Raw genomic sequence first — 19126 nt, 5'->3', positions numbered from 1 at the left:
ATAGAAACCTATATTGAATATTACAATACACTACGCATCAAACAAAAACTCAATGGGATGAGCCCCATTGAGTATCGCTTAAACTATGAAAAAGCTGCATAATAAGAGTACAACTTTTGGGGTTCATATCACTGTCCCACTGGAGTCGCCGCTCTGCGCTCCAATCAACTAGACACACTTTATATAAAAGTATAATTGGATTTAAAACCACTTAAATATACTAGTTCTATCTTAAAATAAGTAATGATGAAATAGACTCAAATAAAAGAAAACCCAATCGCCTCTACATGATAAAATAGTATTCCTAACTAGGCAGACGGTTTTATCACTTTATTAACTTTGATTACTCTTATTATCTTAGGGATATACTTTGCCCTATCTCAGAGTGAAGAACTACACTTTATATTGCTTGAAGTGGAAGGTGTCGACTCTTAGCGGGAGAGCTTGAGCTGAAGAATCCACAAACCGAAATCAGTAGCATTATTCATTCTTAAAAGTCCCGTAACACCAGTGTTCAAGTTGCATTATTATATATTTTCTTTTCTATCACTAAAAAAAAAGCCTCCCGTGTGGGAAGGCTTTTTTAGTGATGTGCTTTAGCTGTTGGTTCCTCAGGAATGATAGCTGCGATAATTAGAACCATAATTGCAACTGGAATGGACATGATAATACCATTGATGAACACAAATTCAACGTTTTGCACGGAACTTACTACATAATTTAACATTGTAACTAAAACTACTGACCAAAATACTGTCATTATATATTGCATGTAATTTCACCTCAGGCGCTAATTTTATATATATATCATAACATAGCATAGCATATTACAAAAGAATATTTGCAAAAGGAACTCTGTTGTTGAAAAATGTACATATATTCGGTATTATTAATACCAGGTACTAATAATAGATTATAAGAAAAGAGGAACTTTCATGAATGCGGGAATAATTGGTTTAGGAACATATTCACCTGAGCATGTTTTGACAAATGAAGACCTTGAGAAAAGAATGGATACATCTGATGAATGGATAAGAACAATGACGGGTATAGAAGAACGTAGAATTGCTGGAGAAGAAGAAAATACATCTCATATGGCTGTAAAAGCTGCAAAAGAAGCTATAAAAGACGCAGGAATAACAGCTGATCAAATTGGATTGATACTTGTAGCGACGGTAACACCAGACCGTCCTTTTCCAAGTGTTTCAACAATGATACAAGAACAAATTGGCGCAACAAATGCTGCTGCAATGGACTTGTCGGCTGCTTGTGCAGGTTTTATGTATGGACTTGTTACAGCGAAGCAATTTGTGGAGTCTGATACATATTCCCACGTGCTTGTTGTGGGAGTAGAAAAACTCTCTAAAATTACTAATTGGGAAGATAGAAATACAGCAGTATTATTCGGAGATGGTGCTGGTGCTGCGGTAATTAGTAAAGTGTCAGAAGGACGAGGAATTTTATCTTTTGAACTCGGTGCTGATGGTAGTGGTGGGAAGCATTTATCACAAGAAGGTCCTCATCTTCACATGAATGGACGAGAAGTTTTTAAATTTGCAGTAAGACAAATGGGCGAATCTGCGATCAATGTAATAGAAAAAGCTGGTCTAAACAAAGAAGAAGTGGATATGCTCATTCCACATCAAGCCAATATCCGTATAATGGAATCGTCCAGAGAAAGACTAGGATTACCAATTGAAAAGATGTCTAAAACAATCCATAAATACGGTAATACATCTTCGGCTTCTATACCATTGTCGTTACATGATGAAGTGATAAATGGCAAAGTAAAAGATGATGATATTATTGTGATGGTTGGCTTTGGTGGAGGATTAACTTGGGGTGCAATTGCATTAAAATGGGGAAAATAAGCGAACAATTTGGAAGGATGAATCTTACATGATGAAACGCAGAGTAGTAGTTACGGGTTTAGGAGCTGTTACACCACTAGGTAATAATATAGAAACAACTTGGTCGGGTATTAAAGAAGGAAAATCTGGTGTAGGTATGCTGACAAGATTAGATGCATCACAGTTTGCTGCTAAGGTTGCTGCTGAAGTAAAAGACTTTGATATAGAAAAATATATTGAAAGAAAAGAAGCACGAAAAATGGATCGCTTTACCCATTACGCATTAGCTGCTTCTATTATGGCTGTCGAAGATGCCAACCTGACAATAACAGAAGAAATTGGTCTTCGTACAGGAGTATGGATTGGTTCTGGTATAGGGGGAATGGAGACTTATGAAGCACAATTCCGTGTCTTTTTAGAAAAAGGAGCACGCCGAGTAAGTCCATTTTTTGTACCAATGATGATTCCAGATATGGCAGCAGGGCAAGTATCCATTCATTTTGGAGCGAAGGCTATTAATTCTTGTTCGGTAACAGCGTGTGCATCTGGCACAAACTCAATTGGAGATGCATTTAAGGTGATTGAACGTGGGGATGCTGACGTGATGATTACAGGCGGAGCAGAATCACCTATTACTCATATGTCTGTAGCAGGATTTGTATCAAATACTGCCCTTACGTTAAATACAGATCCTGAGAAAGCATCTCGTCCATTCGATGCAAATCGCGATGGATTTGTAATTGGAGAAGGCGCTGGGATTATTATTTTAGAGGAATATGAACATGCCGTTGCACGTGGAGCTAAAATTTATGCGGAAATTATCGGATATGGCTCAACTGGAGATGCACATCATATTACAGCACCAGCACCAGGAGGCGAAGGTGCAGCTCGTGCGATGAAACAAGCACTTGACGATGCTACAATTTCACCAGAACAAGTAGATTATATTAATGCGCATGGAACGAGTACACCATACAACGACCATTTTGAAACAATGGCAGTGAAAACTGTGTTTGGAGAACATGCATATAAACTTGCTATGAGTTCTACTAAGTCTATGACAGGCCATCTTTTAGGTGCTGCAGGTGGCGTTGAAGCAATCTTCACTGTATTAGCATTAAAAGAGGGAATATTACCACCGACAATGAATTTAGACACTCCAGATCCAGAATGTGATTTAGACTATGTGCCAAATGGTGCAAGAAAAGAAGACATCGAATATGCTATGAGTAATTCATTAGGTTTCGGTGGACATAATGCAAGTATTTTATTCAAAAAAATATAAAATTATTCTCTCAAAGCATTTCCAAGGTTTATTTGGAAATGCTTTTTTTGAATTCTATAATTCATCGCTTTAAAGTGTTGATTCGTCAGTGTTTTAATACACAAAACAACTTTTTTGTAAGAGAAAATGTTGAAATATGACGAATATATTAATATTCCAATAAAATATTTTAATTATTTATATATGCTTCAATCCTATGTTATAACTAGCTTTTTAGATTATTTAAATTTTCTCAAAGTATCCAATTAATCAAATAATGAAAAAATAATATTGCGATTGTAATAGAACTGTAATAGAATTTAACCAGAAGGTAATAATAAACAGAAAATTTAAATATTGAGTAAGCAAGTAGACTTCTAAAATAATAGTTTAGTAGAGCGATTACTGAAAGGAGCAATATGTTGAACAACTTAGATCAGCTTTTAACCATAAACGACTTACATACAGGTTTTCGCATAAAAGATACATATTACGATGCGGTTGATGGTGTATCCCTAACCTTAAGAAGAAATGAAATACTTGCAGTAGTGGGCGAGTCAGGTTGCGGGAAATCTACATTAGCCACTTCTATTATTGGACTATATGACCATAACAAGACACGAGTTCAAGGAGAAATTCTATATAATGGGGAAAACCTAGCTCTGTTGAAAGAGGATAAGTTAAATGATGTCCGTGGAGAAGAAATAGGAATGATTTTCCAAGATCCGTTATCAGCTTTAAACCCATTAATGAGAATTGGTGAGCAGATTGAAGAAGGTCTTGTGTATCATACTAAAATGTCAAAACAAGAGCGCAATACGCGTGTATTAGAATTACTAAAACAAGTAGGAATCCCGAATCCAGATCGAATTGCTAAACAGTTTCCCCACCAACTTTCAGGCGGGATGAGACAACGTGTAATTATTGCAATTGCTATTTCTTGTAAACCAAATATTATTATTGCTGATGAACCGACAACTGCATTAGATGTTACAATTCAAGCTCAGATTCTGGATCTGTTGAAAGAACTTCAAAATGAAACAGGAGCAGGTATTGTATTAATCACACATGATTTAGGTGTAGTAGCTGAAACGGCTGACCGTGTTGTAGTTATGTATGCTGGGCAAATTATTGAAGAAGCACCTGTAGATGAGTTGTTTGCAAATCCTAGACATCCATATACACGTTCACTACTAAATTCTATTCCACAGATGAATAGTGAGAATGAAAAGCTACAAGTAATACAAGGAATGGTACCATCGTTAGTAAAATTACCAAGAGTAGGATGTAGATTTGCAGATCGTATCCCTTGGATTCCTGCTGAAGCACATGAAGAAAATCCGACATTGCATGAAGTATCTCCAGGTCATCTCGTTAGATGTACATGCTGGCAGCATTTTCACTTTGAAAGTGAAAAAGGAGGTAATCCCCTATGAGTTTCATGCAAATTAATGACCTAAAGGTGCATTACCCTATTCGTGGAGGATTTTTCAATACAGTTGTAGATAATGTGCACGCTGTAGATGGAATAAATCTTGAATTTGAAAAAGGGAAAGCATATGGACTAGTAGGAGAATCAGGTTGTGGAAAATCTACAACTGGCAAATCTATTATCGGTCTAGAGAAAATTACATCTGGAAACATTATTTATGAAGGCGTGGATGTTACAAACAAAGTAAGAAGTAGAAATTCCGCCTATAACCGTGATATCCAAATGATTTTCCAGGATGCACACTCTAGTTTGAATCCGCGAAAAAGAGTAGAGGATATCATCGCAGAACCTATTCGTAATTTCTTGAAACTTTCTCCTGGTGAAGAAAGAAAAAGAATAAATGAATTACTGGCGATTGTTGGGATGAGTGAAGAAGCAAGAATCAAATATCCCCATGAATTTTCAGGTGGACAAAAACAACGTATAGGTATTGCAAGAGCAATTGCAAGTAATCCCAAACTAATTATTGCTGATGAACCAGTATCGGCACTCGATTTATCCGTTCAGGCACAGGTTTTAAACTTTTTAAAAGATATTCAAGAGGAGTTTGGATTGAGTTTCTTATTTATATCCCACGATCTGGGAGTAGTTAAACATATGTGTGATAATATCTCGATTATGTATAAAGGACGTTTTGTAGAGTCTGGTAATCGAAATGATATTTATACAAATCCTCAACATATATACACGAAAAGATTACTGTCTGCAATACCGGAAGTAAATCCGACAAATCGCGAAGAGCGAAAGAATATTCGAAGAGCTGTAGAAGTAGATTATTTAACGAATCACCATAATTATTATGATGAGAATGGAAGAGTTTTTGATTTACAAACAATCTCCAATACACATCAAGTGGCAATGAGTGCTCAGAACAAAGGGGGCATGTAATATGTGGAAAACAATAATTAGGCGCATTCTCGTAATGATTCCACAATTATTTGTACTTAGTCTTTTAATATTTATTATGGCGAAGTTTATGCCTGGGGACCCTTTTACAGGATTAATCACTCCAGAAACAGATCCTGCTAGAGTAGAAGAACTTCGTATTAAAGCTGGTTTCTATGACCCATGGTATGTTCAATATGTGAACTGGATTGGGAATGCTTTTCAAGGAGACTTTGGACGTAGCTACACCTTTAACGTCCCTGTTGCTGATTTAATCGGAGAGCGTGCGTTGAATACATTATGGTTATCTTTGTTAAGTGTATTTTTATTATATTTAATTGCCATTCCACTAGGAGTTATAGCTGGTAGATTCCATGACTCTCTCCTAGATAAAACGATTGTATTGTATAGCTTTATAGTATTTGCCATACCAACATTTGTATTAGGATTGATCAATCTGTTCTTCTTCGGATATGAATTAGGTTGGTTCCCTACTAGTGGGACCGTAGATATTAAATACGAGTCTGGAACAGCTGGCTTCATATGGAGTAAGTTCTATCATATTTTATTACCAGCGATTACGTATGCCTTACTTGCGACTACTGGGATTATTCAGTACCTACGTTCCGAAATTATTGATTCTAAGTCGTTAGATTATGTACGGACTGCGAAAAGTAAAGGTATTCCGATCAATAAAGTATACTCTCGTCATATATTACGTAACTCGTTGTTACCGATTGCAGCCTTTTTAGGGTTTACAATTACAGGACTTCTAACTGGATCTATCTTTATTGAAACTATTTTTGGATATCATGGTATGGGACAATTGTTCATTCACGCAATTAATGGGCGTGATTATAGTGTAATTACAGCACTTGTTATGCTTTTTGGATTCTTAACATTATTAGGAAGTCTATTATCCGATATCATCATGAGCATCGTTGACCCTCGAATTAGGATTGACTAAAAAATAATGGATAAGGAGAGTCCAAATAATGAAAAATACGGAAGCTATTGAAGCATCAAAAGAGATGAAAGTAAGCTCTCCCCCGACTGGTTTCCAAGTTATTGCGCGGGAGTTCATGAAAGATAAATTAGCAATGTTCTCATTAATATCGTTAATTGTAGTTATTGGAAGCATATATATATGGGCATGGCAAATTGACCAAACTCAGCTTATGCGAATAAGCTTGCGTGACAAGCTAGCAGAACCAGGTGAAAAATTCTGGTTAGGAGCCGATAAAGGCGGGCGGGATATCCTTGGCCAATTAGTAGTAGGTGCGCGTAACTCATTGACAATTGCAATATCAGTTACATTATTAACAGGGTTTATCGGTGTAGTCATTGGTTTAGTGACAGGCTATTTTGGAGGATGGATTGATAATATCTTTATGCGTATTATTGATTTCTTCATTACTATACCTTCTCTAATGATTATCATTGTATTTGTAACTATCGTACCAAAATATAATATTCTCATATTCATTTTAATAATGAGTGTATTCTTATGGGTAGGTACTGCGCGGGTTATTCGAAGTAAAGCTCTTTCTGAAAGTAGAAGAGACTATATAAATGCATCGAAAACATTAGGCACAGGTAATTTCGTTATTATTTTCAAAGAAATGATGCCGAATTTAAGCTCTCTATTAATCGTGGAGATGACACTAAATTTTGCCGGAAATGTCGGATTGGAAACTGGACTATCGTTTTTAGGTTTTGGTTTACCGCCGTCTACACCAAGTTTAGGAACACTTGTAAGCTATGCAACAGATCCATTCATCATGGAAAATGCCTGGTGGAACTGGTTGCCAGCAGCATTACTAATCTTATTACTTATGTTAGCGATCAATTATGTTGGTCAGGCAATTCGAAGATCTGCTGATGCACGTCAACGACTTGGTTAAAAAATAGTTATTAGACGCTAGAGCGTTTGATATATAAAAAGAGAATAAAAAGGAGGAAAAAGAATGAATAAGAAACTTTTAGCTTTACTTGCATTACTTTTGACAATGATGCTAGTTCTTGCCGCGTGTAATTCAGATGAAGACACTTCAAAACCTGCTGATGAGCCGGATAAGACAGAAGACGGTGGAGAAAAGGAAGAGGATGGTGCAGAGGAAAATGCTGAAGAGCCTGCCTCAGACGATTTATTCTCTGTAGTACTTGATAACGAAGGCGAAGCTATTAAAGGAGGAACTTTACAAGTTGCATTAGTAAATGATTCTCCATTCCAAGGTATCTTCTCTTATACTCTATATGAAGATGCTTATGATTCTGAAATTATGGCTTACTCAAGTAATGTACTATTTGACACTGATGGAGATTTCCTAATTTCTGATGGTGGCATTGCTACATTAGATGTTGACGAAGCTAGCAATAAAGCAACTATTAAGATTCAAGAAGGAGTTAAATGGTCAGACGGTGAGCCACTTAAAATTGAGGATTTAATCCAACCTTACTTAATTATTGGCCATCCTGATTATGCAGGAGTTCGTTATGATTCAGACTTCCAAAATATCGTTGGTGCTGTAGAATATCATGATGGAAAAGCAGATACAATTTCTGGTTTGAAAAAAGTGGATGAAACTACTTTAGAAATTTCATTCAACAAAGTTTCTCCAGCAATCTACTCAGGTGGAGATGGACTATGGTTTTATGCTGAACCAAGTCACATCGTAAAAGATATTCCTGTTGCTGAATTACTTGAAAGTGATGCTGTACGTAAAAACCCAGTTACTCTAGGGGCATTCAAATTCGACAAAATCGTTCCTGGTGAGACTGTACAATTTGTACGCAATGACAACTACTGGAAAGGTCAAGCGAAACTGGACGGCGTAGTGATCAAAACAGTTCCAACTGCATCAGCTGCGAAAGCATTAGAAACTGGTGAGTACGATTTAGCTCTTTCTTTCCCAACAAGCGCTTATGAAAATGTAAAAGATCTTGAAAATATTTCGCTTCTTGGTCGTCAAGAATTGTACTACTCTTATGTAGGATTCAAACTTGGGAAATATGACTATGATGCAAGTCTTGCAATTACAAATGAAGAAGAAGCAAAAATGGGTGACAAAGTATTACGTCAAGCAATGGGTTACGCTTTAGACATCGAGCAAGTTAATGAAGTATTTTACTTCGACTTACGTGAACGTGCTAACTCTCTAATTCCACCAGTATTTAAATCATTCCATGATGCATCTATTGAAGGATATAACTATGATCCAGAAAAAGCTAAAAAACTACTAGACGATGCTGGATATAAAGATACAGATGGCGATGGTCTACGTGAAGATCCAAAAGGAGAAAAACTTTCTATTAAATTAGCAGCTATGGCTGGTGATGAAACACAAGAACAAGTAATCTCTTACTATTTACAAAACTGGGGTGAGGTTGGTTTAGACGTACAATTAGCTACAGGTCGTCTAATTGAATTCAACACATTCTATGATAAAGTACAAGCGGATGATCCAGAAATCGATGTATTTATGGGTGCATGGGGTACAGGTACAAACCCATCTCCAGCAGGATTATACTCTAAAACAGCGGTATATAACTTCAGCCGTTACACATCTGAAGACCTTGAAGGATTGTTAACTGCAATCGATTCTCCTGAAGCAATTGATGGAGAATTCCGTGCTAAGAAGTTCCGTGAATGGCAAGAATATATGCAAGATGTTTCTGCTGTAATTCCTATGCAATTCCGTTATGAATTACTTCCAATCAATGATCGTGTTAAAAACTGGGACTTCGGTTATGACACTGATTTCGATTATATCGATATCGAACTAGTGGCTGATACTCCAGTTAAATAAATATTTTTAAAAAAACCGCTCTTAAACGAAAGTTTAGGAGCGGTTTTTCATATGGTCTTATAAGGATGTGATACTAATAAGATTATTAATATTTTTAGTCAGTTATGGAATAGCAGTTATTAGCTGCTCACATTTAGTACTTTATTTGAACTTTTTATCGCTAGGCTACTCTTGGAGATCCGTCCTCATGTATATGATGGTGTCGACGGATTTTATACTTTTATGTGTGTCTATACTAGCAATTACTTTAGTCGTCTTCTTCCGAGACCCATTGCAGCTTCCATCTTAACTAAAGTTTCATTTGCAAGAGCCTGGGCTTTGTCTGCTCCTAAGTCTAGAATTTCATCCAGCTCAGTAGAATTGAGCAACTGCTCATATCTTTGTTGAATAGGGGTTAAATGCGCAATAATGACTTCGGCCACGGAAGCTTTGAAATCTCCATATCCCTTGCCTTCATATTTTTGTACAAGTGTTGGGATGGATACGTCTGTTAAAGCGGATTCAATTGTTAAGAGATTAGAAACTCCGGGTTTGTTTTCAGGATCGAAAGCAACGATACCTTCAGAATCTGTAACAGAGCTTTTAATTTTCTTTTCAATTTCCTTTGGACTATCCAAAAGTCTTATCGTAGCTTTTAGATTGGAATCTGATTTACTCATTTTCTTCAGTGGGTCTTGTAAGGATTTAATACGAGCTCCATTTTTGGGTAATTGAATTTGCGGAACTGTCAATACTTCACCATATCGTTTGTTGAATCTTTCAGCTAAGTCTCTCGTTAACTCGACATGTTGAGTTTGATCATCACCAACAGGTACAATATCCGTTTGATATAAAAGTATATCTGCTGCCATCAATGGTGGATAAGTTAACAATGCTGCTGAAACTGCATCTTTACCAGTAGATTTATCTTTGAATTGAGTCATTCTTTCCAATTCACCGATATACGAAATACATTGCATAATCCAGCCAGCTTGTGTGTGAGCAGGAACTTCAGACTGTATAAATAATGTGGACTTCTCCGGATCAATACCGACAGCAATATATAATGCTGCCAATGAGCGAATATGATCACTTAGTTCTTTCGGGTCCTGCGCAATTGTAATAGCATGCTGATCTACAATACAAAACACACAATCATAATCATGTTGTAATGCAGTGAATTGTCGGAAGGCACCAATGTAATTCCCCAGTGTGATAATTCCTGTTGGTTGTACGCCTGAAAAGATCTTCTTCATTTTTACTATCTCCTTTTGTATTGAAAAATAAAAAAAACATCACGCATCCCTATAAAAGGGACGAATGATGTTAAATCCGTGGTACCACCCAGCTTGCTAAAATAATTAGCCACTCTTGTTTCGTAACGTGAACGGGACGGTATATGCTACTTTACTTTCACATATACTGCTCAGAAGCCCATTCCATCTACCGTATGATCTGTTCACAGCGACCACAGACTCTCTTAGCATACGTCAGTAAATGTACTTTTCTTCTTCAAAGCTAAATTATTTAGTTTTGATTATTATATATAGAAGAAACACAAAAATCAAGGGATCTTAATTAGCTATAATAGATGAACAAAGCGATACACATACAAAACAAACTCGATAGTCCTAATGCGATAATCGGTTTATGTGGAAAAGAAAATACTTCTGATGGTAATCGCATCTGGCTCACATCATTTTTCATATGTTTAGGAGTAAATACTTTACGTGTACTTTCAGTAAAAAAATCAAAAAAACCTCCTGAAACGACATAAGTCATTAACCCTATAAATGTAATTGTACCGCCTACAAAAAAGGACATATTTATATAAGGTACGAGTTGGATTGTTTTATTAACTGCAAGCATTAATATAACAATTATTACCTGACAACTAAGAAAGTAAATCAATCTTTTTTTCATATTTCACCTCTATCATTTTTAAATTATAAAATAGACACAGAAAATATGCAAAAAATTGATTATTTAAATTGCCAAAAAAAAGCAATTTCTTTTCCAAAGATTCACAATTGTTAGGACAATGTAATGATATTGTTACACTATTGTAAAAATATAAAAAAAAAACCTGTACAAGCTTGAAAGAAAATGTATAATAATAAATGTAATGAATTTTTCTGAATATTTAAGGAGGTTATTTATTTGAAGAATAGCAAGCTTGTATGGCTTTTAAGCCTACTGTTAGTTGTTGCTTTATTCCTAGCTGCATGTGGTGGCGATGATAAGGAAACTAAAGATGATACAACTACAGACACAGACGATAAAGACGCAACAACTGAAGAAACAGAAGTAGCAGCAGACGAGGAACAAGTTCTTAACTTGATCATGACTGCTGAAATTCCAACAATGGATTCAGCTCTAGTAACTGACGCAGTTGGTTTTGATCTACTTAACAACGTAAACGAAGGTTTATACCGTTTGAATCAAGAAAACATTGCTGTTCCTGCAATCTCTGATGGGGAACCCAAAGTTTCTGAAGATGGATTAGTTTATACTTTCACATTACGTGATTCTAACTGGTCTGATGGTACTCCAGTAACTGCTAATGACTTTGAATATTCATGGAAGCGTGCTATGAACCCAGATACTGCATCTGAATATGGTCCATATATGATGGCTGGTGTCATCAAAAACGCTACTGCAATTTCTAATGGCGAAATGGAATACACTGAGTTAGGTGTTAAAGCACTTGATGAAAAAACTTTAGAAGTTTCTCTTGAAAAACCAATTCCTTACTTCTTATCACTAATGTCATTTGGAACATTCTTACCACAAAGTGAAGCATTCGTTACTACGCAAGGTGAAAACTACGCGAAAAACTCTGAATCACTTTTATACAACGGACCGTTTACACTTGCTAAATGGGACGGAACAGGTTTATCTTGGCAACTACTTAAAAATGAAGAGTACTGGGATAAAGATACTGTAAAGCTTACTGAAATTAATTATGATGTTATAAAAGAAACTGCAACAGCAGTTAACTTATATACAAATGGTGAAAAAGACCGTGCTGGACTATCTGGAGAATATGCAATGCAATATGCTGCTGATCCAGAGTTAGTAAATGAATTAGAAACTTCAGTATTCTACTTCAAATATAACCAAGAACGTAATGGAGAAAAAACTCCACTTGCTAACGTAAATATTCGTGAAGCAATTAGTAAAGCATTCAACAAAGAAGATTTAGCTTCTGTTGTATTAGCAAATGGTTCGACAGCTGCTTATTCATTCATTCCTTCAGATTTCGTGTTTGATGAAGATGGAAAGGACTTCCGTGACGTTAACGGAGACATGGCTGTATTCAATGTAGATGAAGCAAAAGCGGCATGGGAAAAAGGTTTATCAGAACTAGGAGTTACTGAACTTTCGATAGAAATTCTAGGTGGAGACACTGAACTTTCTAAAAAAATGGATGAATACTTCAAATCTCAATTAGAAGGTAATTTACCAGGATTGTCTATTACTCTTAAAGAAGTTCCATTTAATGTTCGTTTAGATCTTGATACAAACCAAGACTATGATATTCAAGTTGCAGGATGGGGACCAGATTATCAAGATCCATTCACATTCTTAAGCCTATGGGAAACTGATGGCGGTAACAACCAAATGTCATTCTCAAATCCTGAATACGATCAATTATTACAAGATATCAATGGTTCATTGGCTCTAGATATTGAAGCTCGTTGGGAAGCAATGGCTAAAGCTGAAAAACTGATCGTTGATGAAGAATTTGCAGTTGGACCAATCTACCAACGTGGATTAATGTTCCTTCAAAAACCATATGTAAAAGGTATAATTGCTCACCCATTCGGTGGAGATTATAGTTACAAATGGGCATATATTGAAGGTAAATAAGCTTATTAATAATTTTTAAAATCTCATAGCTAGAGAGTATATGGTTCCTAATGGATCATGTACTCTCTTTTTAAATGAATCAGAATTCACAAAATATTTAATATTATATTTTAGTTTTGACAACTATCCACATTAAATGTTTAATATATTAGTAGCATGTTAATGTCAAAAAAATATTGTTTGTTGGAGGTGCAAAGATGACAAAATACATTACTCGTCGTATTTTTTATATGTTTATTACGTTTTTCCTGATTGCGACGGCAACATTTTTTTTAATGAAGGCGCTTCCAGGATCCCCGATTAGCTCTGCTTCAAAACTATCCCCTACACAACTTGCGGTAGTTGAAGCGAAATATGGATTAGATCAACCGATTCCAGTACAGTATGCTAAGTATATGCTGAATCTAGCGCAAGGTGATTTAGGAAATTCATTCCAATTTAAGAATGCCAGCGTTACAGATTTAATAATAGATCGACTAGGACCATCTCTGATACTGGGTACTCAAGGTTTAGTTCTTGGTGTGACGCTCGGTATACTATTGGGCATGATTGCAGCATTAAGGCAAAATACTATTTGGGATTACGGTAGTACATTCGTGGCTATCATCGGTATATCTATTCCATCTTTCGTTTTTGCAACTTTCCTTCAATATTGGTTGGCAGTTCAATGGGAACTATTCCCGGTGGCATTGTGGAAGGATGGCTGGATGTCCAGCGTACTCCCATCTATTGCTTTAGCAATGGGACCACTTGCAACAGCTTCTCGATTTATACGAACGGAAATGATTGAGGTTTTAAGTTCGGATTATATTACTCTAGCAAAATCTAAAGGGGCCAACGGTTTTGAAATTGCATTTAAGCATGCTTTCCGAAATGCATTGATCCCGCTAGTTACAGTTTTAGGACCACTTGCAGCTGGATTATTAACTGGATCTCTAGTTATTGAACAAATCTTTGCAATTCCGGGTATCGGAGAGCAATTTGTTAAATCCATTATGTCTAATGACTTCTCTATAATTATGGGAACTACATTATTCTTCTCTGCATTCTTAATTGTCGTAATATTCTTAGTAGATGTGCTTTATGGCATTATCGATCCACGTATTCGTTTGTCAGGAGGTAAAGATTAATGAAACACGACTTACAAAAACCACCTGCATCTTCTTTTGAAAGAATTGAAATTGATTCTAGTCATGCGGAGCGTATATCAAAACCAAGTTTGAGTTTCTGGCAGGACGCTTGGCTTCGTATACGCAAGAACAAAGCGGCTATAGTTAGTATGTTCATTTTGGCATTCATAATCATCATGGCTTTTGTCGGACCTATGATTAGTCCACATGACTCGGAAACACAAACTATCACACACGCTAATTTACCACCAAAAGTTCCGGGTATTGAAAAGCTTGGAATAATGAATGGTGTAGGAACTCTTGCAGGTAAAGAAGTAGACTTATATGAGATGAAAAAGGTTGATACTTATTATTGGTTTGGTACAGACGGTCTTGGCCGTGATATGTTCTCTCGTGTTTGGGAAGGTACTCAAATCTCCTTATTTATCGCTTTTGTGGCAGCATTAATCGATATGGTAATCGGAGTTGCATACGGCGGTATTTCTGGATACTATGGTGGTCGTGTTGATGATATTATGCAACGTATTGTAGAAATTCTATACGGAATTCCAACACTTGTAATTGTTATTCTCATGCTTAGCTTTATGGACCCAGGAATAACGGCTATTATTATTGCTATTACTATAACCGGATGGATTGGTATGTCCCGTATAGTGCGTGGTCAAGTATTAAAATTCAAAAATCAAGAATTTGTATTAGCTTCACGCACATTGGGTGCTACAGATAGTAGAATTATTACTAAACATATTTTACCTAATATATTAGGTATTATTATCATTAATACAATGTTCACTATTCCAACTGCCATTTTCTTTGAAGCCTTTTTAAGCTTCATTGGACTAGGTTTACAACCACCTGATGCATCACTTGGGACACTAATAAACGATGGATATAAATTAATTAAGTTCCAACCACATATTCTATTGTACCCATCGATTATTATTAGTTTACTAATGATTGCATTCAACTTACTAGGTGATGGACTACGTGACGCACTTGATCCGAAGATGAAAGACTAAAGGAGGAAAGCGAATATGGAAAAGATATTAGAAGTTAAAAACCTAGAGCTTTCCTTCCATACATTTGCTGGTGAAGTAAAGGCCATTCGTGGCGTTAACTTCGACTTAAAAAAAGGGGAAACACTGGCAATAGTAGGAGAGTCTGGCTCTGGTAAATCAGTTACAACAAAAGCAATTATGCGTTTGTTACCTGAATCTAGTTCAGAATTTAAAAATGGTCAAATCTTATTTAACGGAAAAGATTTAACTAAGTTATCAGATAAAGAGATGCAAAAGATTCGTGGAAAAGATATTTCAATGATTTTCCAAGATCCAATGACTTCTTTGAATCCTACAATGACTATCGGCAACCAGATTATGGAACCAATTTTGAAACACCAAAAGATTGGGAAAGCTGAAGCACGTAAAGTAGCAATAGACTTATTGCGTTTAGTTGGTATGCCGAAACCTGAAGCGCGTATTAAGCAATATCCTCACCAATTCTCTGGTGGTCAACGTCAACGTATTGTTATTGCTATTGCGCTAGCATGTAATCCACAGATTCTTATTGCGGATGAGCCAACTACTGCATTAGATGTAACGATTCAAGCACAAATTTTAGAGTTAATGAAAGACCTTCAAAAGAAAATAGATACATCTATCATCTTCATTACACATGATCTTGGGGTCGTGGCAAATGTTGCGGATAGAGTAGCTGTTATGTATGGTGGTAAAATAGTTGAGATTGGGACCGTAGATGAAATATTCTATAACCCTCAACACCCTTATACATGGGGCTTACTAAGTTCAATGCCTTCATTAGATAGTGCTGATGAAAAATTATATGCAATTCCAGGAACACCTCCTGATTTATTGTATCCACCTAAAGGTGATGCATTTGCACTACGTAGTGATTATGCTTTGAAAATAGACTTAGAAGAAGCACCACCATTTTTTAAAGTAAGTGATACGCACTCAGCTGCTACATGGTTGTTACATCCGGATGCTCCACAAGTTGAGCCTCCACTAGCAATTGTGGAACGTATGAAAAAGTTCCCAGGTAGCCGCTATTATGAAGGAACGGAAGGAGGGACTTACTAATGGCTGAAAAATTACTAGAAATTAAAAATCTTAAGCAGTATTTCAATCAAGGTAAGCCTAATGAAGTTCGTGCGGTAGACGATATCAGTTTCGATATATATAAAGGGGAAACACTTGGATTAGTAGGGGAATCTGGCTGTGGTAAATCCACAACAGGTCGAACAATTATACGCCTTTACGAAGCAACAGATGGACAAGTAATTTATGATGGTATTAACGTTCATGATAAAAAGTCGAAAAAAGATTTAAAATCATTTAACCGTAAAATGCAAATGATCTTCCAAGATCCTTATGCTTCGCTAAATCCGCGTATGAAAGTACTGGATATTATTGCGGAAGGTTTAGACATTCATGGACTTGTTAAAAATCCAAAAGAACGTAAAGAACGTGTTGTGGAATTATTAGAAACTGTAGGGTTGAACCGTGAGCACGCTGACCGTTATGCACATGAGTTTTCTGGTGGACAAAGACAACGTCTAGGTATTGCGAGAGCGCTAGCTGTTAATCCAGAATTCATCATTGCCGATGAGCCAATCTCGGCATTAGACGTTGTTTCTATTCAAGCACAAGTAGTTAACTTACTAAAAGAATTACAAGAAGAAAAAGGCTTAACTTATTTGTTTATCGCCCATGATTTATCAATGGTTAAGTATATTTCCGATCGAATCGGTGTTATGTATTTTGGTAAGTTAGTAGAACTAGCTTCTGCAGAGGATTTATATAAAAATCCAATGCATCCATATACACAGTCACTATTGTCAGCTATACCACTTCCAGATCCAAATTATGAGCGTACTCGTGTGCGTAAATCATACGATCCTGCTTCTCATAATTATCAAGATGGGGAAGAGATAGCAATGCGCGAAGTAACGCCTGGACATTTTGTATATTGTTCAACAAAAGAGCTTGCCACTTTACAAGCTATTTCAGGTTCACAAGTATAATAAATCAGCGACCATTCATATGAATGGTCGCTTTTTTTGAAAGAAAGTATATAAGGTACTGACTGGATTCCAAATAAATGATATGAAAATACTCACACCTAAGCGATAAACCTTTCATTGAAGTATTACTTACTAGATTGACTGGAGTGTAATGTGGTGCCTTCTATAGGGCCGAGAAAACGTCAGCGGAAAGTATTTTAGTGGACAAACGATGTGGTTCATCTCTTCAAGTATTAGCTGACTAATTAATAAAGCCGATATTCTGTCCAAAGTGCCTTTTATATCATAAATTGATTTAATCGTATTTTAATGGGTATACATGTAAGGTAAATATGAAATTCTCGCACTCTATTTATTTTTGGTCTAATGGCACTTTCTTTCATAGTTTGGACTTGTTAGAATAGAGTGACTTATAGGAGAGGAATTTTTAAAATATGAAAAAGTATCTAAGAGTAATAGCTTCGGCATCGATAGCAATGACTGTATTTATACCTGGTGCGGTTAGTGCGGAAACAAATTTATTTTCAAAAGAATTTTCTACTAAAGAATTTAGCTTTCAAGCAATAGACGAAACTCTTGTATCTTCATCTAAATTATTCACCTATGATTCGGGTTTAACATTTGAATATCCAGATGCGGTAAGAGGTGTATATGTAACAGGGCATTCTGCAGGTGGAGAACGTTTTAATGATCTAGTGAATTTAATGGACACAACCGATTTAAACGCAATGGTTGTTGATATTAAAGATGATTTTGGAAACCTTACATACATCCCAAAAGAAGATTCAGCATTAGCAAAATACGATATTGGGAAACCATACATAAAAGATCCGCAAAAAATGTTGAAAACCATGGAAGAAAAGAAGATTTACCCGATAGCGCGTATCGTTATCTTTAAAGATACAGAGCTTGCGGAGAGAAAGCCTGAATGGTCATTTGTAGATGGTACATCAGTCTGGAAAAATGGACGTGGGGAAGCATTTGTTAATCCTTTTATGAAAGAGGTATGGGATTATAATGTGGAAATAGCAATTGAGGCAGCTAAAATGGGCTTTAAGGAAATTCAATTTGACTATGTTCGTTTTCCAGAAGGTTTTGAGAAGAGAGAAAACACGTTAAAATACTCAATGGGTGAATATGAAAAGTCAGACCTAGATTTTGTTCAACGTAGGGTTTCGGCAGTTACAGATTTTGTAGCTTATGCAAAAGAAAAGCTTAAACCATATGGTGCTCAACTATCGGTTGATATTTTTGGATATTCAGCTACATTACCAGAGGCACCGGGAATCGGTCAAAATTTTAGTAAAATATCTGAAAATGTGGACGTAATTTCTTCCATGATTTACCCAAGTCATTGGACCTCTTACTTTGGAATTGCAAAACCAGATTTAGAGCCATATAGATTAGTACAAGAATATGCGAAGGTTGAAAATGCTAAACTGGCAGAGCTGGAAAACCCGCCTGTCTCACGTCCATGGCTACAAGATTTTACTGCTTCGTATTTAGGGGCGGGGAATTATCAACAATATGGTAAAGAGGAAGTAGAGGCCCAGATTAAGGCATTAAGCGAAGCTGGGATTAAAGAATATTTATTATGGAATGCAGGCAATAAGTATACTAAAGGCGTAGATTATACTCCTTAGGCATAGAATAACAAGAAAGTAGAATGATATTATCATTCTACTTTTTTCTTTTTTGAAACCTTTTTGCATTTAAAACGTACTATTAAGTATAACAGTTATTTTCATTAAGTATCACTAATTGAGAAAATAGTATTTTATGTTGGAGATGTTTAAGTTCT

At 36.1% G+C, this 19126-nt stretch carries 17 protein-coding genes and 1 other annotated feature; of the genes, 14 read left to right on the top strand and 3 right to left on the bottom strand.

Features of this window, described 5'->3' with window-relative positions; genetic code table 11:
- Positions 1-102: IS3 family transposase (locus BM260_RS05100; protein ID WP_139219897.1), on the top strand; the 102-nt coding region annotated here is incomplete at its 5' end.
- A 481-nt stretch (positions 103-583) separates the two neighbouring features.
- On the opposite strand, the gene BM260_RS05095 is transcribed toward BM260_RS05100, so the two are convergent.
- The gene (locus tag BM260_RS05095) at positions 584-772 is read right to left on the bottom strand and encodes a YjzD family protein (RefSeq protein ID WP_093535621.1); all 189 of its coding nucleotides are present in this window, start codon (positions 770-772) and stop codon (positions 584-586) included.
- Positions 773-935: 163 nt separating this feature from the next.
- On the opposite strand from BM260_RS05095, the gene BM260_RS05090 reads away from it, so the two are divergent.
- From BM260_RS05090 to BM260_RS05060, 7 genes are all read left to right on the top strand, one after another.
- The gene (locus BM260_RS05090) at positions 936-1871 is read left to right on the top strand and encodes a beta-ketoacyl-ACP synthase III (RefSeq protein ID WP_093535619.1); all 936 of its coding nucleotides are present in this window, start codon (positions 936-938) and stop codon (positions 1869-1871) included.
- A gap of 28 nt (positions 1872-1899) precedes the next feature.
- Entirely contained in the window at positions 1900-3135 is a 1236-nt protein-coding gene (fabF, locus tag BM260_RS05085; RefSeq protein ID WP_093535617.1) for a beta-ketoacyl-ACP synthase II, read from the top strand.
- 401 nt (positions 3136-3536) lie between these two features.
- The gene (locus BM260_RS05080) at positions 3537-4550 is read left to right on the top strand and encodes an ABC transporter ATP-binding protein (protein WP_245762632.1); all 1014 of its coding nucleotides are present in this window, start codon (positions 3537-3539) and stop codon (positions 4548-4550) included.
- Positions 4547-5494, top strand: a complete 948-nt coding sequence (locus BM260_RS05075) for an ATP-binding cassette domain-containing protein (protein ID WP_093535613.1) — start codon at positions 4547-4549, stop codon at positions 5492-5494. The genes BM260_RS05080 and BM260_RS05075 overlap by 4 nt, the downstream gene beginning before the upstream one ends.
- 1 nt (position 5495) lies before the next feature.
- Positions 5496-6458 (top strand): oligopeptide ABC transporter permease, encoded by a 963-nt coding sequence (gene opp4B, locus BM260_RS05070; protein WP_093535611.1) that lies wholly within the window; start codon positions 5496-5498, stop codon positions 6456-6458.
- 28 nt (positions 6459-6486) lie between these two features.
- The gene (locus BM260_RS05065) at positions 6487-7395 is read left to right on the top strand and encodes an ABC transporter permease (protein WP_093535609.1); all 909 of its coding nucleotides are present in this window, start codon (positions 6487-6489) and stop codon (positions 7393-7395) included.
- 63 nt (positions 7396-7458) lie between these two features.
- The gene (locus tag BM260_RS05060; RefSeq protein ID WP_093535607.1) at positions 7459-9300 is read left to right on the top strand and encodes an oligopeptide ABC transporter substrate-binding protein; all 1842 of its coding nucleotides are present in this window, start codon (positions 7459-7461) and stop codon (positions 9298-9300) included.
- Between the two features lie 242 nt (positions 9301-9542).
- On the opposite strand, the gene trpS is transcribed toward BM260_RS05060, so the two are convergent.
- Positions 9543-10535 (bottom strand): tryptophan--tRNA ligase, encoded by a 993-nt coding sequence (trpS, locus tag BM260_RS05055; RefSeq protein WP_093535605.1) that lies wholly within the window; start codon positions 10533-10535, stop codon positions 9543-9545.
- A 53-nt stretch (positions 10536-10588) separates the two neighbouring features.
- Positions 10589-10804: a binding site (T-box leader), on the bottom strand.
- Positions 10805-10857: 53 nt separating this feature from the next.
- Positions 10858-11202: a DUF3899 domain-containing protein gene (locus tag BM260_RS05050; protein WP_093535603.1), complete on the bottom strand. Its 345-nt coding sequence runs from the start codon at positions 11200-11202 to the stop codon at positions 10858-10860.
- A gap of 237 nt (positions 11203-11439) precedes the next feature.
- On the opposite strand from BM260_RS05050, the gene BM260_RS05045 reads away from it, so the two are divergent.
- The 6 genes from BM260_RS05045 to BM260_RS05020 all read left to right on the top strand — a co-directional run bounded on the left by BM260_RS05045 (position 11440) and on the right by BM260_RS05020 (position 18968).
- Positions 11440-13152, top strand: a complete 1713-nt coding sequence (locus BM260_RS05045; protein ID WP_093535601.1) for a peptide ABC transporter substrate-binding protein — start codon at positions 11440-11442, stop codon at positions 13150-13152.
- 197 nt (positions 13153-13349) lie between these two features.
- Positions 13350-14282, top strand: coding sequence for an oligopeptide ABC transporter permease (gene opp3b, locus BM260_RS05040; protein ID WP_093535599.1), 933 nt, complete (start codon positions 13350-13352; stop codon positions 14280-14282).
- Positions 14282-15301 (top strand): oligopeptide ABC transporter permease, encoded by a 1020-nt coding sequence (opp3C, locus tag BM260_RS05035; protein ID WP_093535597.1) that lies wholly within the window; start codon positions 14282-14284, stop codon positions 15299-15301. The genes opp3b and opp3C overlap by 1 nt, the downstream gene beginning before the upstream one ends.
- A gap of 15 nt (positions 15302-15316) precedes the next feature.
- Entirely contained in the window at positions 15317-16381 is a 1065-nt protein-coding gene (locus BM260_RS05030) for an ABC transporter ATP-binding protein (RefSeq protein ID WP_093535595.1), read from the top strand.
- Positions 16381-17325: an ABC transporter ATP-binding protein gene (locus BM260_RS05025; protein WP_093535593.1), complete on the top strand. Its 945-nt coding sequence runs from the start codon at positions 16381-16383 to the stop codon at positions 17323-17325. The genes BM260_RS05030 and BM260_RS05025 overlap by 1 nt, the downstream gene beginning before the upstream one ends.
- Positions 17326-17759: 434 nt before the next feature.
- Positions 17760-18968, top strand: coding sequence for a putative glycoside hydrolase (locus BM260_RS05020; RefSeq protein ID WP_093535591.1), 1209 nt, complete (start codon positions 17760-17762; stop codon positions 18966-18968).
- Positions 18969-19126: the final 158 nt, after the last annotated feature.

This window comes from Psychrobacillus psychrotolerans, from assembly GCF_900115805.1.
GTDB classification, from domain to species: domain Bacteria; phylum Bacillota; class Bacilli; order Bacillales_A; family Planococcaceae; genus Psychrobacillus; species Psychrobacillus psychrotolerans.
This window is presented reverse-complemented; position numbering and strand designations above follow the sequence as displayed.